We start from the raw sequence: 25,119 nt of genomic DNA, 5'->3' as shown, positions 1-25,119 counted from the left end.
ATTCGGACAGGGCAATGGAAAAAAAGCAAGAACCTGTCTGAATACGGGTATCATTCGGACAGGACAAGGTGGAAAAAGCTTGATCCTGTCTGAAAGCGGGTCTCATTCGGACAGGGCAAGGTGGAAAAAGCTTGATCCTGTCTGAAAGCGGGTCTCATTCGGACAGGACAAGGTGGAAAAAGCAAGAACCTGTCTGAAAGCAGGTCTCATTCGGACAGGACAAGGTGGAAAAAGCAAGAACCTGTCTGAAAGCAGGTCTTATTCGGACAAGGTAAGTGAAAAAAAGCAAGAACCTGTCTGAATACGGGTCTCATTCGGACAGGACAAGGTGGAAAAAGCAAGAACCTGTCTGAAAGCAGGTCTCATTCGGACAGTGCAAGGTGGAAAAAGCAAGAACCTGTCTGAAAGCAGGTCTTATTCGGACAGTGCAAGGTGGAAAAAGCAAGAACCTGTCTGAAAGCAGGTCTTATTCGGACAGTGCAAGGTGGAAAAAGCTTGATCCTGTCTGAAAGCGGGGCTCATTCGGACAGGGCAAGGTGGAAAAAGCAAGAACCTGTCTGAAAGCAGGTCTTATTCGGACAGTGAAATGGAAAAAAAGTAAGATCCTGTCTGAATGTGGATCTCATTTGGACATGGCAATGGAAATAAAACAAAATCCAGTCAGAATGTATCTCTCAATCGGATAGGGGCAAAGCAAAAAAAACTTGATTCCTAGGGGGATCCTTTAAAGGTCATGAATTAAAGAGGTACTTACCTATCTCATGGTTGATATATTACCTCATCAAGGTCGTCCCACCTAATGAAACATCATAAAAAGATGTTTACGGGAGTTTTTTATACCATTTATACCACTTTGTAAACTTGTTAATTCCTTCTTCGATCGAGGTCGTTGGTTTATAGTTAATATCATTTGCTAGTTCTTCGATATCGGCAAAGGTTTCCAGAACTTCACCAGGCTGCAATGGCAGTAACTTCAATACCGCTTTTTTACCTAGTTGCTCTTCAAGCAATTGAATGAAAGTAATTAATTCAACAGGTTGATGATTCCCAATATTATAGATTTTATGGAAAGAAGCTGCTTCAGAAGGCGGCTCTTTTTTTATTAAACGAAATATAGATTCTTTAACATCATCAATATAAGTAAAATCTCTTTTCATCAATCCATAGTTGTAAACCTCGATTGGCTGTTGAGCAATAATGGCATTTGAAAAAGTCATTGCGGCCATATCAGGTCTGCCCCAAGGACCGTAAACGGTAAAAAAGCGTAATCCTGTTGTAGGAAGCCTATAGATATGACTATACGTATAAGCCATTAACTCATTGGCTTTTTTCGTTGCCGCATATAAACTAATCGGCTGGTCCACCCGATCACTAACCGAAGAGGGTGACTTTTTATTATTCCCATAAACTGAACTTGATGATGCATATATGAGATGTTTGATTTGGTGTTTTTTACAGCATTCTAGAATTGTTGCAAAGCCAACGAGATTGGATTGAATATAGGCATGAGGATTTGTCAAGCTGTATCTTACACCTGGCTGAGCTGCTAAATGAACAACAATGTCGATATCATGTTCTTCAAAAAGACTTTCCAGTAATTCTTGGTTTTCAATCGAGCCTTTTACAAATCGAAAATTTTGAAACTGTTTTAATATTGATAACCTGTCCGTTTTTAAAGCAGTATCATAATAATCATTAATATTATCAATTCCTAGTACTAAGATCCCTTCTTCTAATAAGCGCTTAGAAAGATGAAATCCAATGAAGCCGGCACAACCGGTGACAAATACAAGACGAGTAATTGTATTAATCGTAATCCCTCCTTGTCTTACAATCGATGAAATATATTATGTAAAAAGAAACAATAATGTTCGAAGATAGAAATAAATAATACAAATAACTTGCAAACTTTCTTTGCCATAGATCTCCTAAATAAATTGCTTACAAACTTCATTAAAGTGCATGTTGCTGGGTGCTTGTTCACCTCCCCCCTCTTCTTTTTTTGTAGTGAATCAGACCACTCATTTGAACCGATCTGAATCCATTCGTGCAACTCCACCTTTAACTCCGCTATATAGGCTTCTCAAAAGAGGAGTTTTCAGTTTATTAGCCCTCACTTTACATGTACAAGTTCATATTATTAATTAAGGTACTCCATTTTTTGCATGTGGAATAACAAATTTTTCGAAAGTATACATTTCGATCTAGAAATGTGAATTCTAGACGGTTACAAAATGTAGGAGGGATATTTTGAAGAATCAAGCGATTGTACCATGGGAGGTTGATGAACTTACTCATGAGTTTTTTGTTCCTGAGTATATTGTTACAATGGCCCATGAGGTTTTGAAAAATTACACTTTTCAAGTGAAGAGTATGCAAGTCGTGACAACAAAGCCAGACAAAGGTGGTGCTATTTGGAAACTTGAAACCAATTCAGGACCAAAAAGTTTAAAACTACTTCACCGAAGAGTAACAAGAAGTATGTTTAGCCTTGGTGCTCAAAAATACTTGGTAGAAGTTCAAGGTGCAAGGGTACCAGGTATCGTCAAAACAAAAAATGGACATGAATTTGTCGAAGCTGGCGAAAAACTATGGTTTGTTGCCGAATGGATTGAACCATTAGTACCAGTAACGAAAGATTTGGAAGGTGCCAAACAGCTTTGTTACGCACTTGGTGAATTTCATCGATTAAGTCAGGGATATACTCCTCCAGGTCAAGCTGAAGTTGCTTCGAGATTGGCCAAATGGCCGAAAAGCTATGAAAAAATCATGATTAAAATGGATTGGTTCCGAAACATCGCTAAAGCCTATGAGGAGATGCCTGCGAGTCCACATTTATTGCGTGTGGTCGATCAATTTCAAGAACAAGCTAGAAAAAGTATAGAACAACTTCATCAATCTAGTTATTGGTCTCAAGTGGAAAAAGGAAATCAAAACTGGGGGCTGGTACACCAAGACTATGGTTGGTCGAATGGTCAAATGGGACCAAAAGGTATGTGGATTATTGACCTAGATGGTGTTGCCTACGATCTTCCAATTCGTGATTTACGCAAATTAATTTCTGGTACCATGGCTGATTTATATAAGTGGGATGTGACATGGGTACGAGAAATGATAAAAGCATACCACGGAGCGAATCCACTAACACCTGAACTATATGAACTATTAATGATTGATTTTTCACTTCCAAATGAATTTTATAAAAATATAAAAGAAGTCCTATATGAACCGGAACTTTTTCTAAATGAAACAACAACACAATTAATTACAACAATTGTGGACACGGATCAAACGAAATGGCCCGTGTTAAAAGAAATTCAAAATGACTGGAGGAAGTAGGAAAATATGAAAGTATTAATGGTTTGTACAGAAAAGCTCCCAGTGCCTCCTGTTTTAGGGGGAGCTATCCAAACATATATTTCAGGGACTCTCCCGCATTTACGTGCAGTCCATAACATTACAGTTATTGGGATTAGTGATCCTTCACTTCCTGATAAAGAAACTAAAGATGGAATTCAATATGTACGTGTTCCAGGGAAAGTTTTTGAAATATATCAAGAAGAGATTGTACGCTTTGTTAAAACCAATCATTTTGATCTTATCCACATTTTTAATCGCCCACGGCTTGTAATGCCCATCCGCAGCGTAGCACCTCAAGCAAAAATTTTATTGAGTATGCACAATGATATGTTTAATGTAGATAAAATTAATCCCGTCGATGCAAAGGCGGTTTTACAAGAAGTTTCAAGGGTTGTCACCATAAGTGGCTATGTAGGGAATGTCATTCGGACTCTTTATCCAGAAGCATCTTCCAAGATTAGTACCATCTATTCCGGCGTAGATTCCGAGCGGTTTTTGCCAAAACACCATTCAAAAATGCGAGGAATACGAGATACATTACGCAAAAAACACGGCTTAGAGAATAAAACAGTTATTTTATTTGCAGGTAGACTTTCGGTAAACAAAGGAGTCGACAGGTTGATTCGGGCATTGCCTCAGCTGTCAAGGAAATTCAAAGATTTAGCTTTAGTCGTTGTAGGAAGTAAATGGTTTAGTCAAAATGAGATAACGGATTATGTTGCGTATATTCGGGCATTAGCAAAAAGACAGCCAATACCTGTTGTAGCAACCGGTTTCGTATCGCCAGATGAAATTCAGAACTGGTTTGGAGCAGCTGATTTATTTGTTTGTACCTCCCTTTGGCAAGAACCACTGGCCCGTGTTCATTATGAGGCGATGGCAGCAGGACTTCCAATCGTTACAACCGCAAGAGGTGGGAATGCTGAAGTTATTATCCAAAGAGAGAACGGACTCGTGGTTGATAACCCGGAAGATCCAAGCCGTTTTGCAGAAAAGATTACAGAAATATTATCGGATAAATCCCTGATGAAAAGAATGGGGGAAAGGGGAAGAGAACTTGCAGTCACGAATTATCAGTGGAAAAGAGTAGCTGATGATATTTTAGAAGTTTGGAACCAAGCCATTAAACTGCCGCATACTCATATAGATAAAAATGAAATAGAACCGAGCGTGGAAGTTGGTAAAGAAGAAATTAGCAAAGAAAATAAGGGTGTAGATCCTACGAATAATCGCAAAGATAAAGAAAAGCAGAACGATAAGAAAAAACACAGTAAGAAAGAAAAGCAGAGCAAAAAGGAAAAAGAGCGAGAAAAAGAAAAGCAGCGCGAAAAGGAAAAACAACAAGAAAAAGAAAAGCAGCGCGAAGAGAAAAACAACGAGAGAAAGAAAAGCAGCGCGAAAAGGAAAAAGAACGAGAAAAAGAAAAGCAGCGCGAAAAGGAAAAACAACAAGAAAAAGAAAAGCAGCGTGAAGAGAAAAACAACGAGAGAAAGAAAAGCAGCGCGAAGAGGAAAAACAACGAGAAAAAGAAAAGCGTGGAATTAAGGATAAACAACGTAACAAAGATAATCAAAGTGAGAAAGAATAGATACATTCGATTAACCGCAGATATAATTGGTACGGTGAACCTTACCATAAGTAAATGAGGTTTTAAGTACGATCGGAAATCGCATTCAATAAAAAAGCCAGCATCGAGCTGGCTTTAATTTTTTGAGTAAATAGGTTTGGCACTTCGACAATTTCTGTCATACTTCAGGCGGTTACAGGTACGTCTAGTCTATACTGCTGTTTCTAGGAAGCAGGAGAAACGTCCTTGTGTTTCTAATCCTTTAACTCGATCACCCAAACAGTAAAAAAGAGAGGATGAGCTGAAACAGTTGATTGTTTCGGCTCGTCCTCTCTTTTACCATTCTTTTGGCTCATAGTTCAGCTCTGTAAATAATTGTTGGCGTTCCTTCTTTGATAAGTCACGCCATTGTCCAATCGGCAGATTGCCTAAATGGATATTCATGATCCGTGTCCGCTGCAGCCTTACAACCTCGTACCCAAGTGCTGCACACATCCGGCGGATTTGGCGGTTTAGACCCTGGGTTAAGATGATTTGAAAGACATATCTCGACATCTGTGTAACTTTGCATGGGAGTGTTTTCGTATTTAAAATCTCTACTCCCGCGGACATTCGCTTGACAAACTCTGGAGTGATCGGTTTGTTCACTGTGACAATATATTCTTTTTCGTGCTTGTTTTCCGCCCGTAATATTTCGTTGACAATGTCTCCATCATTCGTCAGCAATATTAGGCCATCTGAATCCTTATCCAAGCGGCCAATATGGAAAATTCTTAATGGATGATTAACAAAATCAACAATATTTCCCTTTACATGCCTTTCCGTCGTGCTGGTAATCCCGACGGGTTTATTTAAGGCAATATAGACATAGTTTTTGGGACATTGACGGGGCTTCCGTCAATGTGAACCTGATCCCCAGGTTCAACCTGGCTGCCTATTTGGGCCACTTTCCCATTGATCGTAACTCTGCCTTCATTAATTAATTTATCTGCCCCGCGCCTCGAGGCCTTTCCAGACTCGCCAATAAACTTATTAATTCTGATGTTAACCACAACCTTAAGTGGAGAATCGTATGATTAAGAATACCGCAATTTCCTGCCTATTTTCAAGTGGTACCTTATTATATTGTGCAATTTTCACAAGGTGCCTGACACCATTCCCACTATTTGCATCAGGGGAATCTTTACATGAAAATGTCTTTTGTAGGAGAAGTGTTGTATTAGTTTAGTTAAAGTCATTTCCTTGCAAAAGGAGGTTGTCGAAAAAATTAAGTTCTATTATTTTAGTTATCTAAAATGCTACAAAAATATTACGAGATTTTCTTCAAAATATGACAAAAAAATCTAAAATGTTATGTTATTGTAATATAAAGTAAAACTTCAATCCTGGAGTTTTTTTCCTCACGGATTGTTAGTCCCGTTCTAATGATCTCAAATATCAAGGCTACCGCCTTGATAAAGAGACATTACGAACTCGATTGGTTCAACTTAGCCTCTGAAGAGCAGAGGCAAGTTTCACTGTATCTCACCAATCGGGCTTTTACAGGCAGTTGATCAATTGATCCCCTACTTCCTTTTTAGTTTTTTCCTAGTCTTGTAGAGGGTCTTACTGCCGTTAATGCGGTATAAACTACATATTGGGGAGATGGAAATGAAAAAGTTATCGGTTATAGTTGTTCTATTATTCAGTATCTTTTTCTTTAATGTACCAACAGATGCAGCTGGTAGTTCACAATTACTCATCATTAACAAAAAAATCAACTCACTCGCTTATTATGATAGCGGCAAGTTGATCAGAACCTTTAAGGTTGGAACTGGTAGATCAAGAGATTTAACTCCGGAAGGGAATTTTAGGATTGTAAGTAAAATTGTCAATCGCCCGTATTATACGAAAAATATTCCTGGCGGTGATCCACGTAACCCATTAGGTGACCGGTGGATGGGGTTAGAAGCAAGGGGTACATATGGAACAACATATGCAATACATGGAAATTCCAATGAAAGTACCATTGGCCAGTATGTAAGCTCAGGCTGTGTCCGTATGCACAATGAGGAAATTCGTTGGCTGTATGACCGAATTCAAATGTATACACCTGTTATCATAACGTATTCTGATAGCAGCTTTGACGCAATTGCAAAAGCAAATGGTTATTCTGTTAGTTCGAATGGCTGGATGCAGGCAAGTGGTAATTGGTATTACTATGTCAATGGAGTAGCTCAAACAGGATGGATTTCTAATAGTGGATCATGGTATTACTTAGATGGTTCCGGTGTTATGAAAACCGGCTGGGTATTGGATAAAGGCAAGTGGTATTTCTTAGACAAAAGTGGAGCGATGAAAACGGGCTGGCTATCAAACGGAGGGAAATGGTACTTCCTTGAAAATAGCGGGGCGATGAAAACGGGCTGGCTATCAAACGGAGGGAAATGGTACTTCCTTGAAAATAGCGGGGCGATGAAAACGGGCTGGCTATCAAACGGAGGGAAATGGTACTTCCTTGAAAATAGCGGGGCGATGAAAACGGGTTGGCTATCAAACGGAGGGAAATGGTACTTCCTTGAAAATAGCGGGGCGATGAAAACGGGCTGGCTATTAAATGGAGGGGAATGGTACTTCCTCGAAAATAGCGGAGCGATGAAAACGGGCTGGTTAGATCTAGGTGGGAAAAAATATTTCCTTAGAGGCAGCGGAGCGATGAAAACCGGCTGGATGGAAACAGAGGGCAAGTGGTATTACTTCTATCCAAGTGGCTTAATGGCAGCTAATACAGTAATAGGCGGCTGGAAAATTGGTGCAGACGGTGCATGGCTTGCCGTTGAGTATGTTGCCTTAGGTGACTCGTTAGCAGCAGGGATGACTCCGAACGGAGAGGATCGACCTGGTGATTTAGGCTATCCTGATCACATTGCTGAATTCTTTAGGAAAAACTTTGATTTAATGGATTTTGATAATTTTGGGGTTTCAGGATATACAACTGCTAACGTGATTGCAGATTTAGGCAAAGTAGACGTGCAAAAGGAAATTAAAGAAGCTACACATCTTACCATTGATATTGGTGCAAATGATCTGCTTCCGATTGTTAAAATCAATCCGGCACAGGCACCAGCAGCCATTGGAACAATAGCTGCAAATATTAATACGATTCTTAGTACGATTGATCAATTAAATCCAAAGGTGAAGGTTTATGTAATGGGCTATTACAATCCATTCCCATACCTGCCACAAGAACAGCAAGCACAGTTAATTCCATTGTTAACAGCATTTAATGGACAAATTCAAGCACAAGCGATTCAACATGGCGATACGTTCGTACCAACAGATACGTTGATCGCAAGCAAGTACCTAGAATATCTTCCAAATCCGGAGAGTATCCATTTAAGTTTAACAGGATATCAAGCAATAGCTGGAGAGTTCTGGAAAGTGATAAAATAGGTGACTGACCCCACCCTCATTTTGTAGATAGTTTAATAGTAAATAAAGGCACCTAGGGTGCCTTTATTTATGTGCTGAATGGAGTGAGAAGTATTAGATCTATCTTCTCTTTTTAATTATCTGGAGTCTTTATGAAATATTTGTAACACTTTATTGATGTAAACATGATTGTAAACATGTTTACTTTTTGTGTACTTCTCGTTTACAAATATGTAAACATGTTTACAAACGTGTGTACATCCCTTCATCTCAACTCGTATACAGAAATGTCATTCTTGTATACGAAAATGTATACATTATGACCAAAGTTTACGAATTGTTTACTGTTTTACACTTTCATTTCTTTTCGGTTTGCCTCATTGAAGAATCTACTAATCTCCTATAGCCTTTAATAGAAAGCCTCGTTAACTACTTTTAAAAATACAGTGAAATTATAAAATGAAAAGGAATGATGTTTATGACTAAATCCAGGATTGCTGCTGTTGATGTAGGGAATGACTCCATTAAGGCCATATTTGGGGAATTAGAGTATGAATTGAATATTCCTAACATTGTCGCAAGAGACACAGAAGACCGTCCAGTGATTGGGATCGAAGAACTTGATGATAAGAACCCATTAGATGGGATTCATGTTAAAGTACACTCCCCTGCTTTGAAAGAAAATAATGTGATTTATCGAGTTGGTAATTTAGCGACCAAAAGTAATAATGCCACTGAGCTAGATCCTGGTAGCAGCAAGTCGGAGGAAGACCAAACGTTAGTCATGCTTTTTACAACATTGGCCTTAGATGCAGTGAAAGGGGAATTTCCATCCACAAAGAATGTCATTGATGCCAGCTATACATTAGGAACTGGCTTACCCCTCCGCGAAGTAAAAGAAGGTAAGGATGCTGGATATCGTTCAAAATTAGTTGGGTCTGTCCATCAGGTTGAATTTTTGGTAACACCAAAATACCAAGGTTTAAAAGTAAATATTAAATTTAATGACGTAAAGGTGTATCCTGAAGGCTTTGCTGCTTATATTAATCTTGTGATGGACAATAATCTAAAAATCATCAATAAGGATTTAATCGATAAACGTATCTTAATTCAAGATATCGGAGGATTATCAACCGATATCGCGGTCATTAAAAATCGGAATGTCGATGATGATAAGGCACAAGGGTTTAACCTTGGGGTTTCAGAATCTTTAGAAGCGATTCGTGAAGAAATTAGAACGAAGCACGGCGTTGAACTGGACAGCCGCCGTGATGTGGTTGAAATTATTACGAGAAAAAATGACCGCAATCATATCATGGTAAAAGGCAGCAGGACAAGCGTTCACGATATTACAGACCGCATCCTGCTTGATTTAGCGAAAAAACAATATCGATTATTACGCAATGTGTGGCAGAAAAACTCACAAACAGAAATCTGCTATTTTGTTGGCGGTGGAGCCCACGTCTTAAAGGATTACCTAAAAACATTAAATAATAATTTAGACGGCTATAATATCGAATTCTTTGAGGACGATAAGGAAAGTATTTGGATGATGGCCAATGCTTATTATAAACTCATCACAGATTTTGTCAGAAGAACGGAGAAACAAAAAGCTGCACCGGTTAAGAGTTAAAATAAGGTGATACTATGAAAAAGCCTGCTGTAAATGAAATTAAACGAGGCCAAGCACTATCCTTTCGCGTCCCATCTGATACACCTGACCATATTTTAAAGCAGCTGCAAAAATTAAAAGAAACAGAGAGAAGGAATTTTTCAAGTAGACTGGCGGAGTTTGTGATGCAAGGGGTTAACCATTCTTTTTCCAGAGAAAGGGAAATGCTCACAATCCCGCTGCCAAAGAATTTAACGAAAGCACAACGGGATTGGTTGAAGCATGAGCACTCTGAGGCATTATTAGGAAGTATTCTCTATCAACTGATTTCTGACCCCGTGCGTTCTACTTCCTTACTTGCCGCTTTAAATAGTAACGCACTGGATATTGAAGAGGCTTTGTATCTTCAGGAGGAAGTATTTCCCGAGGAACTTGCCGTTTCTACCGATGGAGCAAGCAGCAGCCAGGAGGAAACATCTGCTGCGCTTGAATTAAATGATAGTACGGATAATCTCGATGAGTTTGATTGGGATAGTGCGAAACAGGAAGAAGTGTTTGAGAAGGTAGAAAATAATGAAGAGGAACTAGATATAGACGACCTGCTTGGCGGATTTCTGGCGAATATGAATAAGTAGGTTTAAAAAAACGAACCCCGTCTGTTAATTTAAAGGCGGGGTCCTTTGTGATTACTTTCTAATGTAGAAGGTAGAAGATTCTTTTGTAACCTTTTTACCATCAAGTAAAATCGTGATTATAGCTTTAAATTGGCCTTCGTCTAATGTCTTTGTTCCCAGATTAAAGATATACTGGCTATTTGAGCGGAACAGGTTTCCTTCGGAGGCTGCAGATGTCGATATACCATCGAAAGGAACTCCGCTTATCTGATCAGTAATCTTAACTAATTGAATGGTTGCGATGGCATCATTCACCTGTTCTTTACCGTCGTAAATTTCGAACTTTACAGGAATTGTACTATTCTTTTTAAATGTGCTTGTTCCGTTGGCTTCTATCGGTTGTTGAACCCCGCTGAAGTCGTAAACATGGTAGGAATATTTGAAAGTACTTGTGTTGCCCGCTTGATCGGTTGCTGTTACTGTTACGGTATGAATCCCAGCTTTAGAGGTATCAAGCTTTTGCTCAAACTGTAAGTTAGGGTTTGAATCCAGCTTATCAGTTACTATAGGAATGACCTCGACTTCCTGTCCAACTAAGAAGCGCTGGCCGTCCTTTAAACCCTGCAGGCCGCTGATGACTGGGGCGGTGTTATCAACTGTGTACGTAATGGTCGAAACAGTTGTGTTACCGGCAGCGTCTTTAGCAGTGACGGTTAATTTATGAACGCCTTCACCGGTTTGCAGCTCATCGGCTTTGACATCAATTAGATGTTCATCGGTTACAGCATAGTAGGTCTTAGGTCCAGTTAGGGCCTCGGTTAATGCTTTTGTTGAATAGTGCTTACCATTGGTTAAATAGAACTTTACTGCTGGTTTCGTATCATCCACTGTATAAGTGATAGATACAGAAGAACGATTACCAGCCTTATCAGTGGCCGTCACTCTTAAAGTATAGGTTCCATCTTCACCCATTATTAATGGATCGGCACTAACCGTAATATCGTTATTGTTATCGGAGGCACTGTAGTACTGACCCATTTCATAGAGAAATTGAGAGGTATAAATACCATTCTCGGTTAATTTCAATGAAATGGTTGGCGCAGTGTTGTCAACTGTATACGAAATTGTTTTGGTTGTTGTATTACCGGCCTTATCAGTAACAGTGACGGTATAGGCGTAAGTTCCTTCATCGAATTTCAAGTCACTTGCATTATCAGTAACTGGGTTAACTTCTGTAACAGTATAAGGTTTTTCAGTTAACCCTTTCAGATAAGCTGCATTATAGAAGCCGCCATCTTTGAGTTTCGTTTCATCAATATTTATGACTGGAGGTGTGTTATCTAAATGGTATTCGACAGATTTAGATGTACTATTACCAGCTTTATCGACAGCTGTGACTGTAGCTGTATAAGTGCCGTCGGATGTCGCTAATGGAGTATGCTGTACATCAAATAGGTTCGTATCGTTTGCTGTCCAGTATTGTCCAAGTGTCTCTAACGCAGCAAGGTTATAATATTTACCTGCTTCTAAAGTAAGAGAAACTTCTGGTGCGGTATCATCAATCGTATAGCTTGCCTTGGCGCTATTACTGTTTCCAGCTTTATCAGCTGCACTTACCGATAACTCGTGTTTCATTTCTGTAAAACCAAGACCGTTAAAGTCCACTGTGTTTTCATCAAGGTTTTCGTCATCAATGGTAAAGTAAGGAGTAAACGTCTTAAATTTCTCAGAAGTATAGAAACCATTGTCGTCAAACTTAAATGTGATGACAGGCTTGGTATTATCGACAGTGTACTCAATCGTTTTTTCGGCTTCATTGCCGGCCTTGTCAATTGCAGAAATTTTTGCCGTATGTTTACCCTCTGTGTAGATTAAATCGCTTGCCTTAACGCTTTCAGGATAGAGATTAGTATCTTGTACAGTGTAATACTGACCTAATTGTTTCAGGGTATCAGCATTATAGTACCCGCCATTCGTTAATACGGAGGTGATTGTTGGCTTCGTATTGTCAACTGTATACGTTACAGAAGCAGTTCCGATGTTACCGGCCGCATCCGTGGCGACAATCGTTACGGTATGCTCCGATTCATCTTTTTTGTTATAGCCGACGATATTAAAATCGTATGGATTTTTTTCGTCAATGGAATAGATTGGCTTATCATCAGGTAAATCTGCTGATTTATAATATCCGCCCGCCTTTGGTTTTTCAATCGAGACCACTGGTGCAGTATTATCGACTGTGTACTTAATTGTTGCTGTCGTCTTATTGCCGGCAGCATCCATTGCTGTAACGGTTAGCTCATGGGTCCCCTCAGATTTATCATAGGCAGATTGAACAACACTTACTACTTGGTTGTTATCGGAAGTAGTGTAATAGTTTTCTGGTAGATTTTTAAAATGATAGAATCCATTTTGTGTTAAATTAAACGATATTGTTGGTGATGTGTTATCGACAGTGTAAGTGATGGTTTCAGTTTTTGAATTTCCTGCTTTATCTGTTGCCATAATGGTTAGTGTGTGATTTCCCTCTGTAAAATCAAATGGACTTATATCAACCTTATCCTTGTTCTCATCTTCCACCGTGTAAAAATTGGTAAGGTCCTGTAAATAGCTAGATTTATAGTAGCCGCCATTTGCGATTTTTTCAGAATCAATAGTAATAGCAGGATCTTTAGTATCAACATAGTACTCAACATTTTTTTCGGTCGCATTTCCAGCTTTATCAACGGCCCTTACTGAAGCATAATAGTGGCCATCAGTTGTTCCGAAACCGGTAGGGATTACTGTTGATAAATTAGTATCTGTTGCTGTATAAAGCTGTCCGATTTTGCTTAAAGAACTTGCGTTATAATATTTGCCATTCTCCAAGTTTATGGTAACCTTTGGAGCGGTATCGTCGATGGTGTAATTTGCAGTGGCGGTGCTATGATTATTTGCTTTATCAGATGCACTAACAGTTACTGATTGTGGCCCTTCAGTTAAGACTGGTGTGGAAGCGTTAATCGTGGAATTGTCTAAGTTGTCATCCTTTACTTCATAGTAAGGGTTAAATGTACGGAAAGTTTCTGATGTATAAAAACCGCCATCATTAAATTTAAAGGAAATCGTTGGTGCATCATTATCAACAACATAGTTAATCGATTTTTCTGAATAATTCCCAGCTTTATCCAGAGCAGTAATTTTAATTGTATGAGATCCAACAGTCAGGTCAAGATCAGGAGTGGTTGAAGATTGTAGGTTTGGTTCTTTAATCGTATAATAACTCTTCACTATATCTTTTAAAGAGTCAGTGTTATAGACCCCGCCATCAACCAATACGGAATGAATCTCTGGTTTTGTATTGTCAATATAATATGTAACGGATGCTTGTCCTACATTATCATATTTATCAATGGCTTTAACTGTAACGGTATGCTTGCCTTCAGTATTAGTATCCCATCCAAATATCTCTGTTCTATAAGTACTTTGCTCTTCAACGGTAAATTCCGGGCTGGACGATAACTGGTTGGATTGATAGAATTTACCTTCGGTTGGCTTTGTAATGCTGACAACAGGTTTAACTTTTTCGCCTAACACCTCAACAGTTAATTTATCAACTGTATCATTTACAAGAGAATTTCCTGTGCCTGGTTTATTATCATTAATTTTTATTTGAATTGGGACGTTGTAAGTTCCGGGTGTTACATTTGAATTAACGAAAATTTGAGCACCATCTACAACAGTAGAAAGTGTTTCCCCTGAATATGGAATATCCTTTGTACCCTTTGGAGGAACAGGGTTTTCTGGATAGCCTATATAGTATTTGGTGTCAACATGTATTGTCCCGGAGGTATTTTTTTGATTTCCGCCTGTATAGGCTAACTTAATTTTAAAATCCACCTTCTCTCCCGGGTAAACTTTAATAACCTTATCAGGAGCTGCTTCAAATTCTGGAGATGAATCAACTAATTCAATACCGGCAGCAATTGCAGATATGGCAGGGACAAATCCTGAAAGTAACAGCACTAACAACATGACAAGTGTTTTCTGTAATTTTCTTAGCATTCCTTCTTCCTCCTAAAAATAATAAATAATACCAAAGAAGAACCGGTTACACTACTAGCTCCATATAACCAAAGTGTCCAATGATAAGGTTATATTCCAACGCTTCCCTTTATTAAAAAAATATCCACTCCCTCTATCACCCCCTACTATCTTGGAAAAATCCAATAGAGAAATTCAACAAAATAGTGCAAAAGTCATAAAATAGCTGTACATTTCCATGTTATCTCGACATGAATTATTAAGAAAGGGATTTCGTTCGACAAAAAATACAGATATAACGATATATAGAACGATGATAAAAAACTAGATTAGCAGCTTACTAGAAACAAAGTTTAAATTAAAAAACAAGCCATGGCTCGTGCCATGGCTTGCTTCACTTCAATGATTAATGATTAATGATTATGATTCGGTAATTTCTTGCCAGGGTGATCGTCGCCTTGCTTTTCCCTATTTTTCCTATCCTTCTTCTGGTTTTCCTGCAGCTTTTCGACAAATGCATGGGTGTCTTTGTTGTCCATAGCGTATAACCTCCTTGATAATTGAACCAATGTTAATGTAACCAGTCGACAAGGAAAACATGCAGACTGTGTTCGAAGGACATAAAGAAAACTCGCCGATTGGCGAGCCCCTAAGGGCGAAGACAAAGGCGTAGTTGCACTTATACTTTCCTATTACCTAAAAAAATCCCCTTAGTAGGAGATTTTTAAATCACACCCTGTGCGATCATCGCGTCAGCAACTTTAGTGAACCCGGCGATGTTGGCGCCGACAACCAAATTGCCTGGAAATCCGTATTCTACGGCGGCTTTTACACTGTTTTGATAAATGTTAATCATGATTTGGTGTAGCTTGGCGTCCACTTCCTCAAACGTCCAGGACAAACGAGCACTGTTTTGCGCCATTTCTAAAGCTGAAACGGCTACACCACCGGCATTGGCCGCTTTACCTGGGGCAAACAGCACCTCGCTGTTAAGGAATACATCGACGGCTGCTAATGTTGAAGGCATGTTTGCGCCTTCTCCGATCGCTTTAACGCCGTTTGCCACAAGAATTTTTGCAGCAGTTTCATCAATTTCATTTTGGGTTGCACAAGGTAAGGCGATATCACACGGAATTGACCAAATCCCTGAGCATCCTTCGAAATATTGGGCATGTGGGTGGTATTTTACATACTCTTTGATTCTTTTTCGCTCGACCTCTTTAATTTGTTTGACGGTCTCTAAATTAATGCCATTATCATCATAGATATAACCATTGGAATCACTGCAGGCAACAACCTTGGCACCGAATTGCGCTGCTTTTTCCATGGCATAAATGGACACATTACCGGAGCCGGAAACAACGACCGTACTGCCGCAAAAACTCAGGCCTTGATCCTTTAACATTTCCTGGACAAAATAGACTGTGCCATAGCCTGTGGCTTCTGTACGTACTAAGCTGCCACCGTACCCCAATCCTTTTCCAGTAAAAACCCCTGCCTCGAAGCTGCCGCGGATTTTTTTATATTGTCCAAACATAAAGCCAATTTCTCTTGCCCCAACGCCGATATCTCCTGCCGGCACATCGACATCCGGACCAATATGGCGGTAAAGCTCTGTCATGAAGCTTTGGCAGAAGCGCATGATTTCACCGTCCGATTTCCCCTTCGGATCAAAATCAGAGCCCCCTTTTCCACCGCCAATCGGCTGGCCGGTTAAGGAGTTTTTAAAAATTTGCTCAAAGCCTAAAAATTTAATAATACTGGTATTCACAGATGGATGGAAGCGTAAACCGCCTTTATACGGACCGATGGCACTGTTGAACTGGACACGGAATCCACGGTTTACTTGAACCCTGCCGCAGTCATCCACCCAGGGAACTCGAAAGGTAATAACTCTTTCGGGTTCGACGATCCTTTCAAGGATCCCCTGTTCGATATATGTTGGATGTTTTGCAAAAACGGGCACAAGTGAATCAAAAATTTCCTTCACCGCCTGATGAAATTCACCTTCGAATGCATTGCGCTGTTTTACCGTTTCGAACACATTATTAACATATTCCCTTGCTGCCTTTGAACCTGATTGTTTTACATCCTCAATTGTTTGCATGGAATTCACCCCTATAACTCAATGAACAGTATTTATATAAACTGAATATTCTTCATATTATTATCGTTTTATTTTATAATTGATAAATAATCTAAGCAATATGAAAAATAGATAAGATTGATGCCGAAAATAGATTGATAGATTATGGGGTGGAATAGATGGAGTTACGACAAATTCACTATTTTATTGAAGTTGCCAAAAGAGAGCATGTAACAGAGGCTGCTAATGCATTGCATGTCGCCCAATCAGCAGTGAGCAGGCAGATTGTTAATTTGGAAGCGGAATTAGGGGTTGATTTGTTTATCCGAGAAGGTAGAAATGTCAAACTGACCCCGATCGGTACTATGTTTTTAGAGCAGATGCAGCAGGCGATGAAGCTGATTGACAATGCCAAACGTGAGGTGGAGGAATTTCTAGACCCGGAGAGAGGAACGATCCGAATTGGATTCCCTAGCAGCCTGGCGGCATATACCTTACCGACGGCCATTTCAGCCTTCCGCGAGCGTTATCCCCATGTTAAGTTTCAGCTTATTCAAGCTTCCTACCAAAACTTAATTGATGGTGTCATTAAAGGGGAATTTAACCTTGCCCTGCTTGGCCCGGTTCCTAAGAAGGTGAAGAAAGTTAAAGGAAAAACCTTATTTACCGAAAATATCGTTGCTTTATTACCGCATACCCATCCCCTTTCCAACAAACGGTTATTAACATTAAGTGAATTACGGGATGATTCCTTTGTTCTTTTTCCAAATGGTTTTATTTTACGCGAAATCATTGTCAATGCCTGCTTGATGCTTGGCTTTGAACCTCAAGTGTCATTTGAAGGAGAGGATATTGATGCTATTAAAGGCTTGGTATCTGCAGGTCTAGGCGTGACACTTATTCCGGAAATCACGTTAATTGACAGCCTGCCAAGGTCAACGGTCAAAATTCCGATAACGGAACCAAATGTAACGAGGACAGTCGGTGTCATTATTCCGAATGAACGCGAGCTGCTGCCGACAGAAAAGCTTTTTTACGAGTTTTTGGGAGAGTTTTTCAGCATCCTTGACAGGTATCAGAATTAATCCATTTTCGATAAAAAATAAAGTCCTTTATTCAAGGTTATTGGATATAAACTCTCCCATCATACATAAGTATTAAATGTAGATGCTGCAATCCTGGATGAGAATCGATTGCACATCTGTATTGGTCAAAGTGGGACTGTTACCAACAGGTCTATTATATAACAAACAGCTTTTCTCCCCTTCCGAAGGACTTAGAGTACAGGGATTGAAATTAAATGATGAATGGGTGGTGAGGTTTTACGAAGCTGCCAGCAACTATTGTTTTAGCAGATGGTACATTAAATAATGAGGTAATCTTAAAAAAAGAAACCCTCTATAAAGGGATGAACGGAAGGCTGATTGAAAGATTCTATTTATCCCCTTCCAATAGCTTTATTTTTAAACCATTAACAAATAATGGCCAAATAGGTAAAGAAGTATGGATTCACGAGCATGTTCTTCCCTTATTACCAGCTATTTATCCAAAAATACTCTCGTATTCGATTAGTGATGCCCCCGAGCTTAATTGGATGATTCTTGAGGACCTTGGTTATTTGTCACACGATTTTCATGAGGAAAGTGTATTAGGTGTGGTTGAATGGGTCGCTTGGTGGCATTCCCTGCCAATAGAAAAACTTAGGGGTGTGCCGCTTACAGGTTTAAAACCAGGGATTAAGGAGCTTGTAGCGGATATTTGTGTGCAGAAGGAAGAAGTCCTTCGGTTATTATCGCTTATTAACATGGAGGAAGATGCCATCCATCATCTATACATGCTGATTGATAGCTTCGTATTTTCACAGAAACTGGTTTTGTCTCACGGTGATTTGCATTCAGGGAATTTTGCGGTTGTGAAGGGTAAATTGATGATTTTAGACTGGGAGCACACCCATTTAAATATGCCCTATTGGGATTTGTACCATTTAATTGATATGTCGTATCCCCTTTTTCCGAAGAAGATGACGGCTCAGTTCCGCGAGAGAATCTTGTCAGTGTATCTTGATCATGTAGGTTTTGACGTTGATCGAGGTGCTTTTATCGAGGAGTATTATTTGTTTGCATCGGTGTTTTCTATTTGGATGATTTTGCTTATTCAAAAGGACTTACAGGGGAATGGCGGGAAGTGGTCTGCTGATCAGTTACATGCACAGCTAGAGGAGACGGTTTCAAGCCTCGAGCAGTGCTTGGCGGTTCTTGTGAATGAAAAAAGCTAACCCGAGGTTTGATATGCTCCCAATAAAGTAGACAGATGAAATAATAAAAATCTGTTTACTTTATTGGGGGCTTCTTCATTTTACGCTCTTTGCTCTGTTAGTTTGATAATTTCAATGATGGTATTTGTTGCTTTAATCATATTATCGACAGAAATAAATTCAAATTTGCCGTGGAAGTTTTCGCCGCCCGTAAAAATATTCGGTGTCGGCAGACCCATAAAGGAAAGCTGCGAGCCGTCTGTGCCGCCGCGGATTGGTTTAGAGATCGGCTTGATATCCAAGCTCACCATCGCCTCATGGGCAATGTCGACAATTTCTTTCACAGGTTCTATTTTCTCTCTCATGTTGTAATATTGATCGTTTAGTTCAAGAATGATCTTGTCACTGCCGTATTTCCCTATTAATTCATTCACGATGTTCTCCAAGGTGGCCTTGCGGGCATTGAATTTTTCCCTGTCATGGTCCCTGATAATATAGTGGAGACTTGTTTGTTCAACATCACCATTGAAGGAAAGCAGATGGAAAAAGCCTTCGTATCCTTCGGTATGTTCTGGCACTTCTTGTTCTGGAAGCTTGCTATGTAATTCCATGGCAATTTTCATTGAATTGACCATTTTGTCCTTCGCTGAACCTGGGTGAATGTTATTACCCTTGATGGTAATTTTGGCCCCAGCAGCGTTGAAGCTTTCGTATTCTAACTCTCCAAGCGGGCCGCCATCGACGGTGTAGGCATGACTGGCATTGAAGGCCGCAACGTCAAACTTATGTGGACCTCTGCCAATTTCCTCATCTGGTGTGAACGCAACGCGGACCTTACCGTGCTTAATTTCCGGGTGTTTAATTAAGTAGTCCATTGCCGTCATGATTTCGGTGACCCCGGCTTTGTTGTCTGCACCAAGAAGCGTTGTGCCATCGGTTGTAATTAACGTGTGCCCTTTGTATTCTGGCAAGCTTGGGAAGTCCTTCGGTGACATGATCACCTTTAGCGCTTCGTTTAGGACGATTTCCCCGCCATCATAGTTCTCGACCATTTGAGGCTTCACGTTTTTTCCTGTGAAGTCAGTAGCTGTGTCGACATGGGCAAGGAAGCCAATCGTTGGTGTCTCTTTTTCCGTGTTGGACGGCAGGGTTGCCATTACATAGCCGTTGTCATCCATCGTGACCTCTTCCATACCAATCGATTTTAATTCCTCAACAAGCATGCGCAGCAAGGTCCACTGACCTTCAGTTGATGGACAGGTCTCACTGCCTTCATCCGACTGCGTGTCCACCTTCACATAGGAAGTAAATCTTTCAATAAGTTCGTTTTTCACCTTTAACGCACTCCCCTTTTCAGTTCCTGTTCATGAATATCATATCACTTATAAGAGAGCGGTTACACGTTTTATTGAATAGGTTAAGTGAAGGCATGGTTTAATTTGCGAAAAGGCGAGTTAACTTGCGGAAAAAGCGTTCTAACTTGCGAAAAAGGTGTGCCAACTTGCGGAAAAAGCGTTCCAACTTGCGGAAGAGGCGAACCAACTTGCGAAAGGCGCTTCAACTTGCGAAAAAGGCGAGTTAACTTGCGGAAAAAGTGCTCCAACTTGTGAAAAAGGCGAGCCAACTTGCGAAAGGAGCTTCAACTTGCGAAAAAGGCATTTCACCTTGTGGAAGGTACACGGACATTATGTTAGTGAAAGGTTATTTCCATAGATTAAAGTCCACTTTATATGTATGGTAACGAAATGCTCCTTCACTAGGAAAGTTCATACTCTTCAAAATTCGATTGGCGGTGTAAATGTCATCAACATGTAAAAACTCTCTACATTCCATATTCGTAATACTCCTCTTAAAAATCAAAAACCACTCCAGCAAAGTTTTTTGATGAGCGAGATTATCCGTCGCCTTGCAAAAAGGGCAATACCAGGTCCTTCGCAGTTTAATCATCCCAAACCTGCCGCACGCATCACACCGCACGCCTGTGTGAAAATCTCTAAAAGGTAAACTATAAGTCTCACAAATTGGCTTTGGGATAAAGCGTTGATGACTATTAAGGATTTCAGCAGATAGCCAGTTGAACGCTTCGTTATCTAACTTTTTAATTTGCCGAGGGATGCTTTTAATAAAAGAGGGAATCAAGTATGGATATAAGAGTTTGGTTTTGGCTGGTGAACATGCCACAATTTGTTTCGGATATGCTAGCACGATTGCACCATAAATGGGGAGATCGATGTTCCGGCTTCTAAGCCAATCAGTCAAACATTCGCAATTTCGTTCCAATTGGACAACAGGGCTTTCAAAGCCATCTTTGTGCCCGTCATCCCTGATACGGATTAACTGAGGAGGATTATCCTTAAACTCAAGGACGCCGCCAATATTTTTTACTTCTAAAACAACACCATACCACGGGGTCATCACATAGGAGTCTATTTGGAATTTTTCGTCTGACGAGGGGGATAAGTCGTGAAAAATGTGGTTATCAAATGGAAATGGATGATTTCGGAGAACCTCTGCTACCCTTTCCTCGCCACCTCTGCCTGCCTCAATCGAAGCTTGTTTAGACGATAATAAAGTTATTACCGGGTGGCCAGATGATAACCGATTTTGCGCGGATTGCAAACCTTCTAACTTTAATGATTGATCTCTGTTTTTCATTTCAATGATCGTTCACCTCCATAAAATAGAACCTTCACCTGCATCGTAGCACATACCGGAAAATCACGCTATATAACGTCTCAAACATTTCAAATTTTTGTAAAAAATATAGCTTGCAACCTATTGACCATTGGGGTCAATGGGATTATAATGATTCCATTGACTGACATGGTCAACAGCTTTAAAAGGAGGGATGCCACGGTGTTTTCGAAATTTCTCAACTTAGATAAGGAAAAACAAGACCGAATCATAAATGCTGCGATAAAGGAATTTGCCCAGAAAGGATATGATCATGCATCGACCAATGAAATCGTGAAAGTGGCCGGTATTTCAAAGGGGCTCTTGTTTCATTATTTCGGCAATAAAAAGCAAATGTTTTTATTTTTATTTGACCATTGTTATGAGCTTATTGCCGACCATTTTTATCAAAAAATCGACTTAACTGAAAAAGACTTTTTCACGAGAATTCGGCAAGCGGTCATCATCAAAATGGAACTGCTCAAAACCTATCCGGACCTTTTTAAATTTATCGAAGAGGCTTATTTAGAGGATTCACCTGAAGTAAAAATGGAGGTGGATAAAAAGATAAAGGAACTGAATGAGGTTAATCTCGGGAAGGTTTACGAGGGTATCGATTTTTCAAAATTCCGTAATGACATGGACATTAAAAAGATCTTAAAGATTATTACGTGGACATTTGAAAAATTGAGCGCAGAGGAGCTTTTTAAGGCAAAGCTATCACCTGAACATCATATTAATTATGAAAGAATTTTTCTAGAGGCAGAAGAGTATTTCGAGATTTTAACGAAGGCTTTTTATAAATGAAGACTCGCCGACTGGCAAGCCATTTGGCCTTTCATGAGGCGCAGTCGAATGTATGCGTTCAGTATTTGGGAAACAAATTATGACTAGCAAATTAAGGGGGTCCTCCACAATGAATGTAATCGAAATTAAAAACCTTACAAAAACGTACGGCAAAGCAAGAGGAATCACCGACATCAGCTTTCATGTCGAACAAGGCGAAATTTTTGGTTTCATCGGGCCGAATGGCGCCGGTAAATCAACAACCATCAGAACGCTATTATCGCTCATTTACCCGACTAGCGGCAGTGCAACGATTTTTGGCAAGGACTGCATTCAATTTGCTCCAGAAATTAAAAAGGAAATCGGCTACCTGCCATCAGAAGTTTTTTACTATGACAATATGAAGGTAAAGGATCTATTAAAATATTCAGCAAGTTTTTATAAAAAGGATTGCAGCAAGAGAATCAAAGAGTTAGCGGAAATCATGGACCTCGATCTCAATAAAAAAATTGATGACCTTTCATTAGGGAACAAAAAGAAGGTTGGGATTGTACAAGGGATGCTTCATGAACCAAAGCTCATCATTCTCGATGAACCAACGAGCGGTCTCGACCCGCTGATGCAGCAAAAATTCTTTGAATTACTGGAAGAAGAGAATAAGAAAGGCGTGACAATTCTCTTTTCGTCGCACATCCTCAGCGAGGTTCAACGATTATGTAACCGGGTCGCCATCATTAAAGAGGGCAAGATTGTTACCGTTGAAAAGATTAGTACGTTACAAGAAAACAACTATAAAAAGTTTAAGATTGAGACGAAAACGAAACTAGATAAGAATTACTTCAATATTAACGGCGTCAATAATATAGGGGTTAACGGTCAGGTTACCAGCTTTATTTTTAAAGGAAATATAAATGATGTCATGAAAAAGATTGCGGAGATTGAAATCGCCAATCTGTGGATTGAAGAGCCAGACCTTGAGGAGATCTTTATGCATTATTACGAAAAGGAGCCTGATAAGCGATGAATATGTTATTACATGAATTAAAGGCTTATCGGAAGTCTACGATCATCTGGACGTTCTCCTTAGTGATGATCATTGTTCTGTATATGTCGTTTTATCCATCTTTTGCGCGGGATGCTGAGGATTTTATAAAAATCATGGAAGGGTATCCGGAGGCGATCAGAAATGCTATAGGGTTTAACCTGGAAAATTTCTTTACGATTTTAGGCTTCTATTGCTTTCCCTTATCTTTTATTACGCTGTGCGGTGCGATTCAGGCGATGAATATCGGCATTTCCATTGTCAGCAAGGAAGTACGCGAGAAAACAGCGGATTATCTGTTAACGAAGCCCATAACCCGGACAACAGTTTTGACGGCAAAGCTTTTGGCAGCGTTCATCTCGATCGTCATCACGAATGTTGTTTATATAGCGGCTGCGAGCATCATGGCATTTCAAGTAAAAACAGATGACTTTAGTTTCAAAGTATTTCTCATGCTTTCACTCACGATGTTTTTTATTCAGCTGATGTTTCTGGCCTTAGGAATCGTCATTTCTGTTATTGTACCAAAGATCAAATCCGTCCTGACCGTCTCACTTGCGATAGTTTTTGCCTTTTACTTTGTTGGAATGCTCAGCGATACGACAGGTGAGGATTTGAAACGATACTTTTCGCCGTTTAAATACTTTGACACCGCTTATATCATCAAACACTCAGGATATGAAGCCTCCTTTTTGATTGCTGGTGCCGCCATTATTATTCTAGCAATTGCGGCCAGTTATGTTGTTTATTCTAAAAAGGATATTCATTCTGTTTAAAAATGGAGGTGGATCAAAAGTGAATATATTTTTAAAAGAATTAAGGTCACATCGAAAATCGCTGATATTTTGGAGCATTGGGGTCTTTCTTATGGTTGTATCAGGAATGGCTAAATATGATGCGTATTCGTCATCGGGCCAATCGATTAATGATCTCGTGGCAGACCTGCCAAAATCGCTAAGAGCGGTATTGGGTTTCGGTGCAGTGGATTTATCGAAGATTAGCGGCTATTATGCCATGCTGTTTCTTTATTTGTTATTAATGGCGACCATTCACGCGGCGATGCTGGGTGCCACCATTATCGCTAAAGAAGAGCGGGATAAAACGTTTGAATTTCTATTTGTAAAGCCCGTGTCAAGGACGACTATCATTACCGCAAAACTAATGGCAGCTTTCGTCAATATAGTCATCTTTAATCTCGTGACCTACGTTTCTTCGATTATTCTTATAGCAAAATACAATGATGGTGAGGCAGTAAATAAGGATATCGCCATATTAATGGTAGGAATGTTTATTTTGCAGCTGTTGTTTATGGTCATCGGCAGCGCCCTTGCTGCAGTAAAAAAGAAACCCAAAACGGCTGCTTCACTGGCTACAGGTATCCTTTTACTAACGTACATGTTGTCGATTGTGATTGATTTAAATGAGCACATAGAGGGCTTGAAATATTTGACCCCGTTTAAATATTTTGAAGCGAAAAATATCATGTTTGGCGGCGGGCTGGATATTATTTTTGTTGTCATATCCGCCGTCTTGATTGCCCTGTTTTCATATGTGACCTACGTTTTTTATCAAAAAAGAGATTTAAACGTATAAAAAAAGATCGAGTCGCTCGGTCTTTTTTTTTAGGAATAGTTTTTAGAAATGGATTAAAACATAATAATAATGTTAATATGGAAAAATAAACCGATAGA

General features: G+C 39.7%; 17 protein-coding genes, 1 pseudogene and 1 riboswitch. Of the genes and pseudogenes, 11 read left to right on the top strand and 7 right to left on the bottom strand.

All coding sequences use genetic code 11. The features are described 5' to 3' along the window. Positions 1–821 precede the first annotated feature (821 nt). Positions 822–1,811, bottom strand: a complete 990-nt coding sequence (locus tag QNH20_RS26495; RefSeq protein ID WP_283923518.1) for an NAD-dependent epimerase/dehydratase family protein — start codon at positions 1,809–1,811, stop codon at positions 822–824. Between the two features lie 439 nt (positions 1,812–2,250). Between QNH20_RS26495 and QNH20_RS26490 the strand changes: the two genes are divergently transcribed. Together QNH20_RS26490 and QNH20_RS26485 are read left to right on the top strand one after the other, a co-directional pair. Next, on the top strand, positions 2,251–3,339 hold the full coding sequence (locus tag QNH20_RS26490; protein WP_283920889.1) for a CotS family spore coat protein: 1,089 nt from the start codon (positions 2,251–2,253) through the stop codon (positions 3,337–3,339). 6 nt (positions 3,340–3,345) lie between these two features. After that, positions 3,346–4,905 carry a glycosyltransferase family 4 protein gene (locus tag QNH20_RS26485; RefSeq protein ID WP_283920888.1) on the top strand — a complete coding sequence of 520 codons (1,560 nt, stop codon included), beginning with the start codon at positions 3,346–3,348 and terminating at the stop codon, positions 4,903–4,905. A 358-nt stretch (positions 4,906–5,263) separates the two neighbouring features. On the opposite strand, the pseudogene rluF reads toward QNH20_RS26485, so the two are convergent. Continuing rightward, positions 5,264–5,979, bottom strand: a pseudogene (gene rluF / locus QNH20_RS26480) (23S rRNA pseudouridine(2604) synthase RluF). Positions 5,980–6,577: 598 nt separating this feature from the next. Here rluF and QNH20_RS26475 point away from each other — a divergent pair. The 3 genes from QNH20_RS26475 to QNH20_RS26465 all read left to right on the top strand — a co-directional run bounded on the left by QNH20_RS26475 (position 6,578) and on the right by QNH20_RS26465 (position 10,585). After that, entirely contained in the window at positions 6,578–8,359 is a 1,782-nt protein-coding gene (locus QNH20_RS26475) for a L,D-transpeptidase family protein (protein WP_283920887.1), read from the top strand. A 457-nt stretch (positions 8,360–8,816) separates the two neighbouring features. Beyond that, positions 8,817–9,971 carry a ParM/StbA family protein gene (locus tag QNH20_RS26470; RefSeq protein WP_283920886.1) on the top strand — a complete coding sequence of 385 codons (1,155 nt, stop codon included), beginning with the start codon at positions 8,817–8,819 and terminating at the stop codon, positions 9,969–9,971. Between the two features lie 14 nt (positions 9,972–9,985). Then, positions 9,986–10,585, top strand: a complete 600-nt coding sequence (locus tag QNH20_RS26465; RefSeq protein ID WP_283920885.1) for a hypothetical protein — start codon at positions 9,986–9,988, stop codon at positions 10,583–10,585. A gap of 51 nt (positions 10,586–10,636) precedes the next feature. Here QNH20_RS26465 and QNH20_RS26460 read toward each other — a convergent pair whose 3' ends face one another. From QNH20_RS26460 to gdhA, 3 genes are all read right to left on the bottom strand, one after another. Beyond that, on the bottom strand, positions 10,637–14,608 hold the full coding sequence (locus QNH20_RS26460) for an Ig-like domain-containing protein (protein WP_283920884.1): 3,972 nt from the start codon (positions 14,606–14,608) through the stop codon (positions 10,637–10,639). A gap of 31 nt (positions 14,609–14,639) precedes the next feature. Further along, positions 14,640–14,724: riboswitch (cyclic di-GMP riboswitch) on the bottom strand. A gap of 276 nt (positions 14,725–15,000) precedes the next feature. Continuing rightward, complete coding sequence (locus QNH20_RS26455) at positions 15,001–15,126, bottom strand: DUF4023 domain-containing protein (protein WP_283920883.1); 126 nt, start codon at positions 15,124–15,126, stop codon at positions 15,001–15,003. A gap of 185 nt (positions 15,127–15,311) precedes the next feature. Then, positions 15,312–16,694 carry an NADP-specific glutamate dehydrogenase gene (gene gdhA, locus QNH20_RS26450; RefSeq protein ID WP_283920882.1) on the bottom strand — a complete coding sequence of 461 codons (1,383 nt, stop codon included), beginning with the start codon at positions 16,692–16,694 and terminating at the stop codon, positions 15,312–15,314. A 158-nt stretch (positions 16,695–16,852) separates the two neighbouring features. On the opposite strand from gdhA, the gene gltC reads away from it, so the two are divergent. Both gltC and QNH20_RS26440 read left to right on the top strand, forming a co-directional pair. Beyond that, positions 16,853–17,758, top strand: a complete 906-nt coding sequence (gene gltC, locus QNH20_RS26445; RefSeq protein ID WP_283920881.1) for a glutamate biosynthesis transcriptional regulator GltC — start codon at positions 16,853–16,855, stop codon at positions 17,756–17,758. Positions 17,759–18,081: 323 nt separating this feature from the next. Further along, positions 18,082–18,948 (top strand): phosphotransferase family protein, encoded by an 867-nt coding sequence (locus QNH20_RS26440; RefSeq protein ID WP_283920880.1) that lies wholly within the window; start codon positions 18,082–18,084, stop codon positions 18,946–18,948. Positions 18,949–19,028: 80 nt separating this feature from the next. Here the strand turns inward: QNH20_RS26440 and pepT are convergent, their stop codons facing one another. Both pepT and QNH20_RS26430 read right to left on the bottom strand, forming a co-directional pair. Next, a complete protein-coding gene (pepT, locus tag QNH20_RS26435; RefSeq protein ID WP_283920879.1) occupies positions 19,029–20,261 on the bottom strand; it encodes a peptidase T in 1,233 nt (410 codons plus the stop codon). A 367-nt stretch (positions 20,262–20,628) separates the two neighbouring features. Beyond that, a complete protein-coding gene (locus tag QNH20_RS26430) occupies positions 20,629–21,582 on the bottom strand; it encodes a nuclease-related domain-containing protein (RefSeq protein ID WP_283920878.1) in 954 nt (317 codons plus the stop codon). A gap of 201 nt (positions 21,583–21,783) precedes the next feature. Here QNH20_RS26430 and QNH20_RS26425 point away from each other — a divergent pair, with 201 nt between their 5' ends. The 4 genes from QNH20_RS26425 to QNH20_RS26410 all read left to right on the top strand — a co-directional run bounded on the left by QNH20_RS26425 (position 21,784) and on the right by QNH20_RS26410 (position 25,021). After that, on the top strand, positions 21,784–22,407 hold the full coding sequence (locus QNH20_RS26425) for a TetR/AcrR family transcriptional regulator (RefSeq protein ID WP_283920877.1): 624 nt from the start codon (positions 21,784–21,786) through the stop codon (positions 22,405–22,407). Positions 22,408–22,516: 109 nt separating this feature from the next. Beyond that, a complete protein-coding gene (locus QNH20_RS26420) occupies positions 22,517–23,410 on the top strand; it encodes an ABC transporter ATP-binding protein (RefSeq protein WP_283920876.1) in 894 nt (297 codons plus the stop codon). Beyond that, on the top strand, positions 23,407–24,204 hold the full coding sequence (locus QNH20_RS26415) for an ABC transporter permease subunit (RefSeq protein ID WP_283920875.1): 798 nt from the start codon (positions 23,407–23,409) through the stop codon (positions 24,202–24,204). The genes QNH20_RS26420 and QNH20_RS26415 overlap by 4 nt, the downstream gene beginning before the upstream one ends. 19 nt (positions 24,205–24,223) lie before the next feature. Further along, the gene (locus tag QNH20_RS26410) at positions 24,224–25,021 is read left to right on the top strand and encodes an ABC transporter permease subunit (RefSeq protein ID WP_283920874.1); all 798 of its coding nucleotides are present in this window, start codon (positions 24,224–24,226) and stop codon (positions 25,019–25,021) included. Positions 25,022–25,119 lie beyond the last annotated feature (98 nt).

The organism is Neobacillus sp. WH10, from assembly GCF_030123405.1.
In the GTDB taxonomy this organism is placed as follows: domain Bacteria; phylum Bacillota; class Bacilli; order Bacillales; family Cytobacillaceae; genus Neobacillus.
This window is presented reverse-complemented; position numbering and strand designations above follow the sequence as displayed.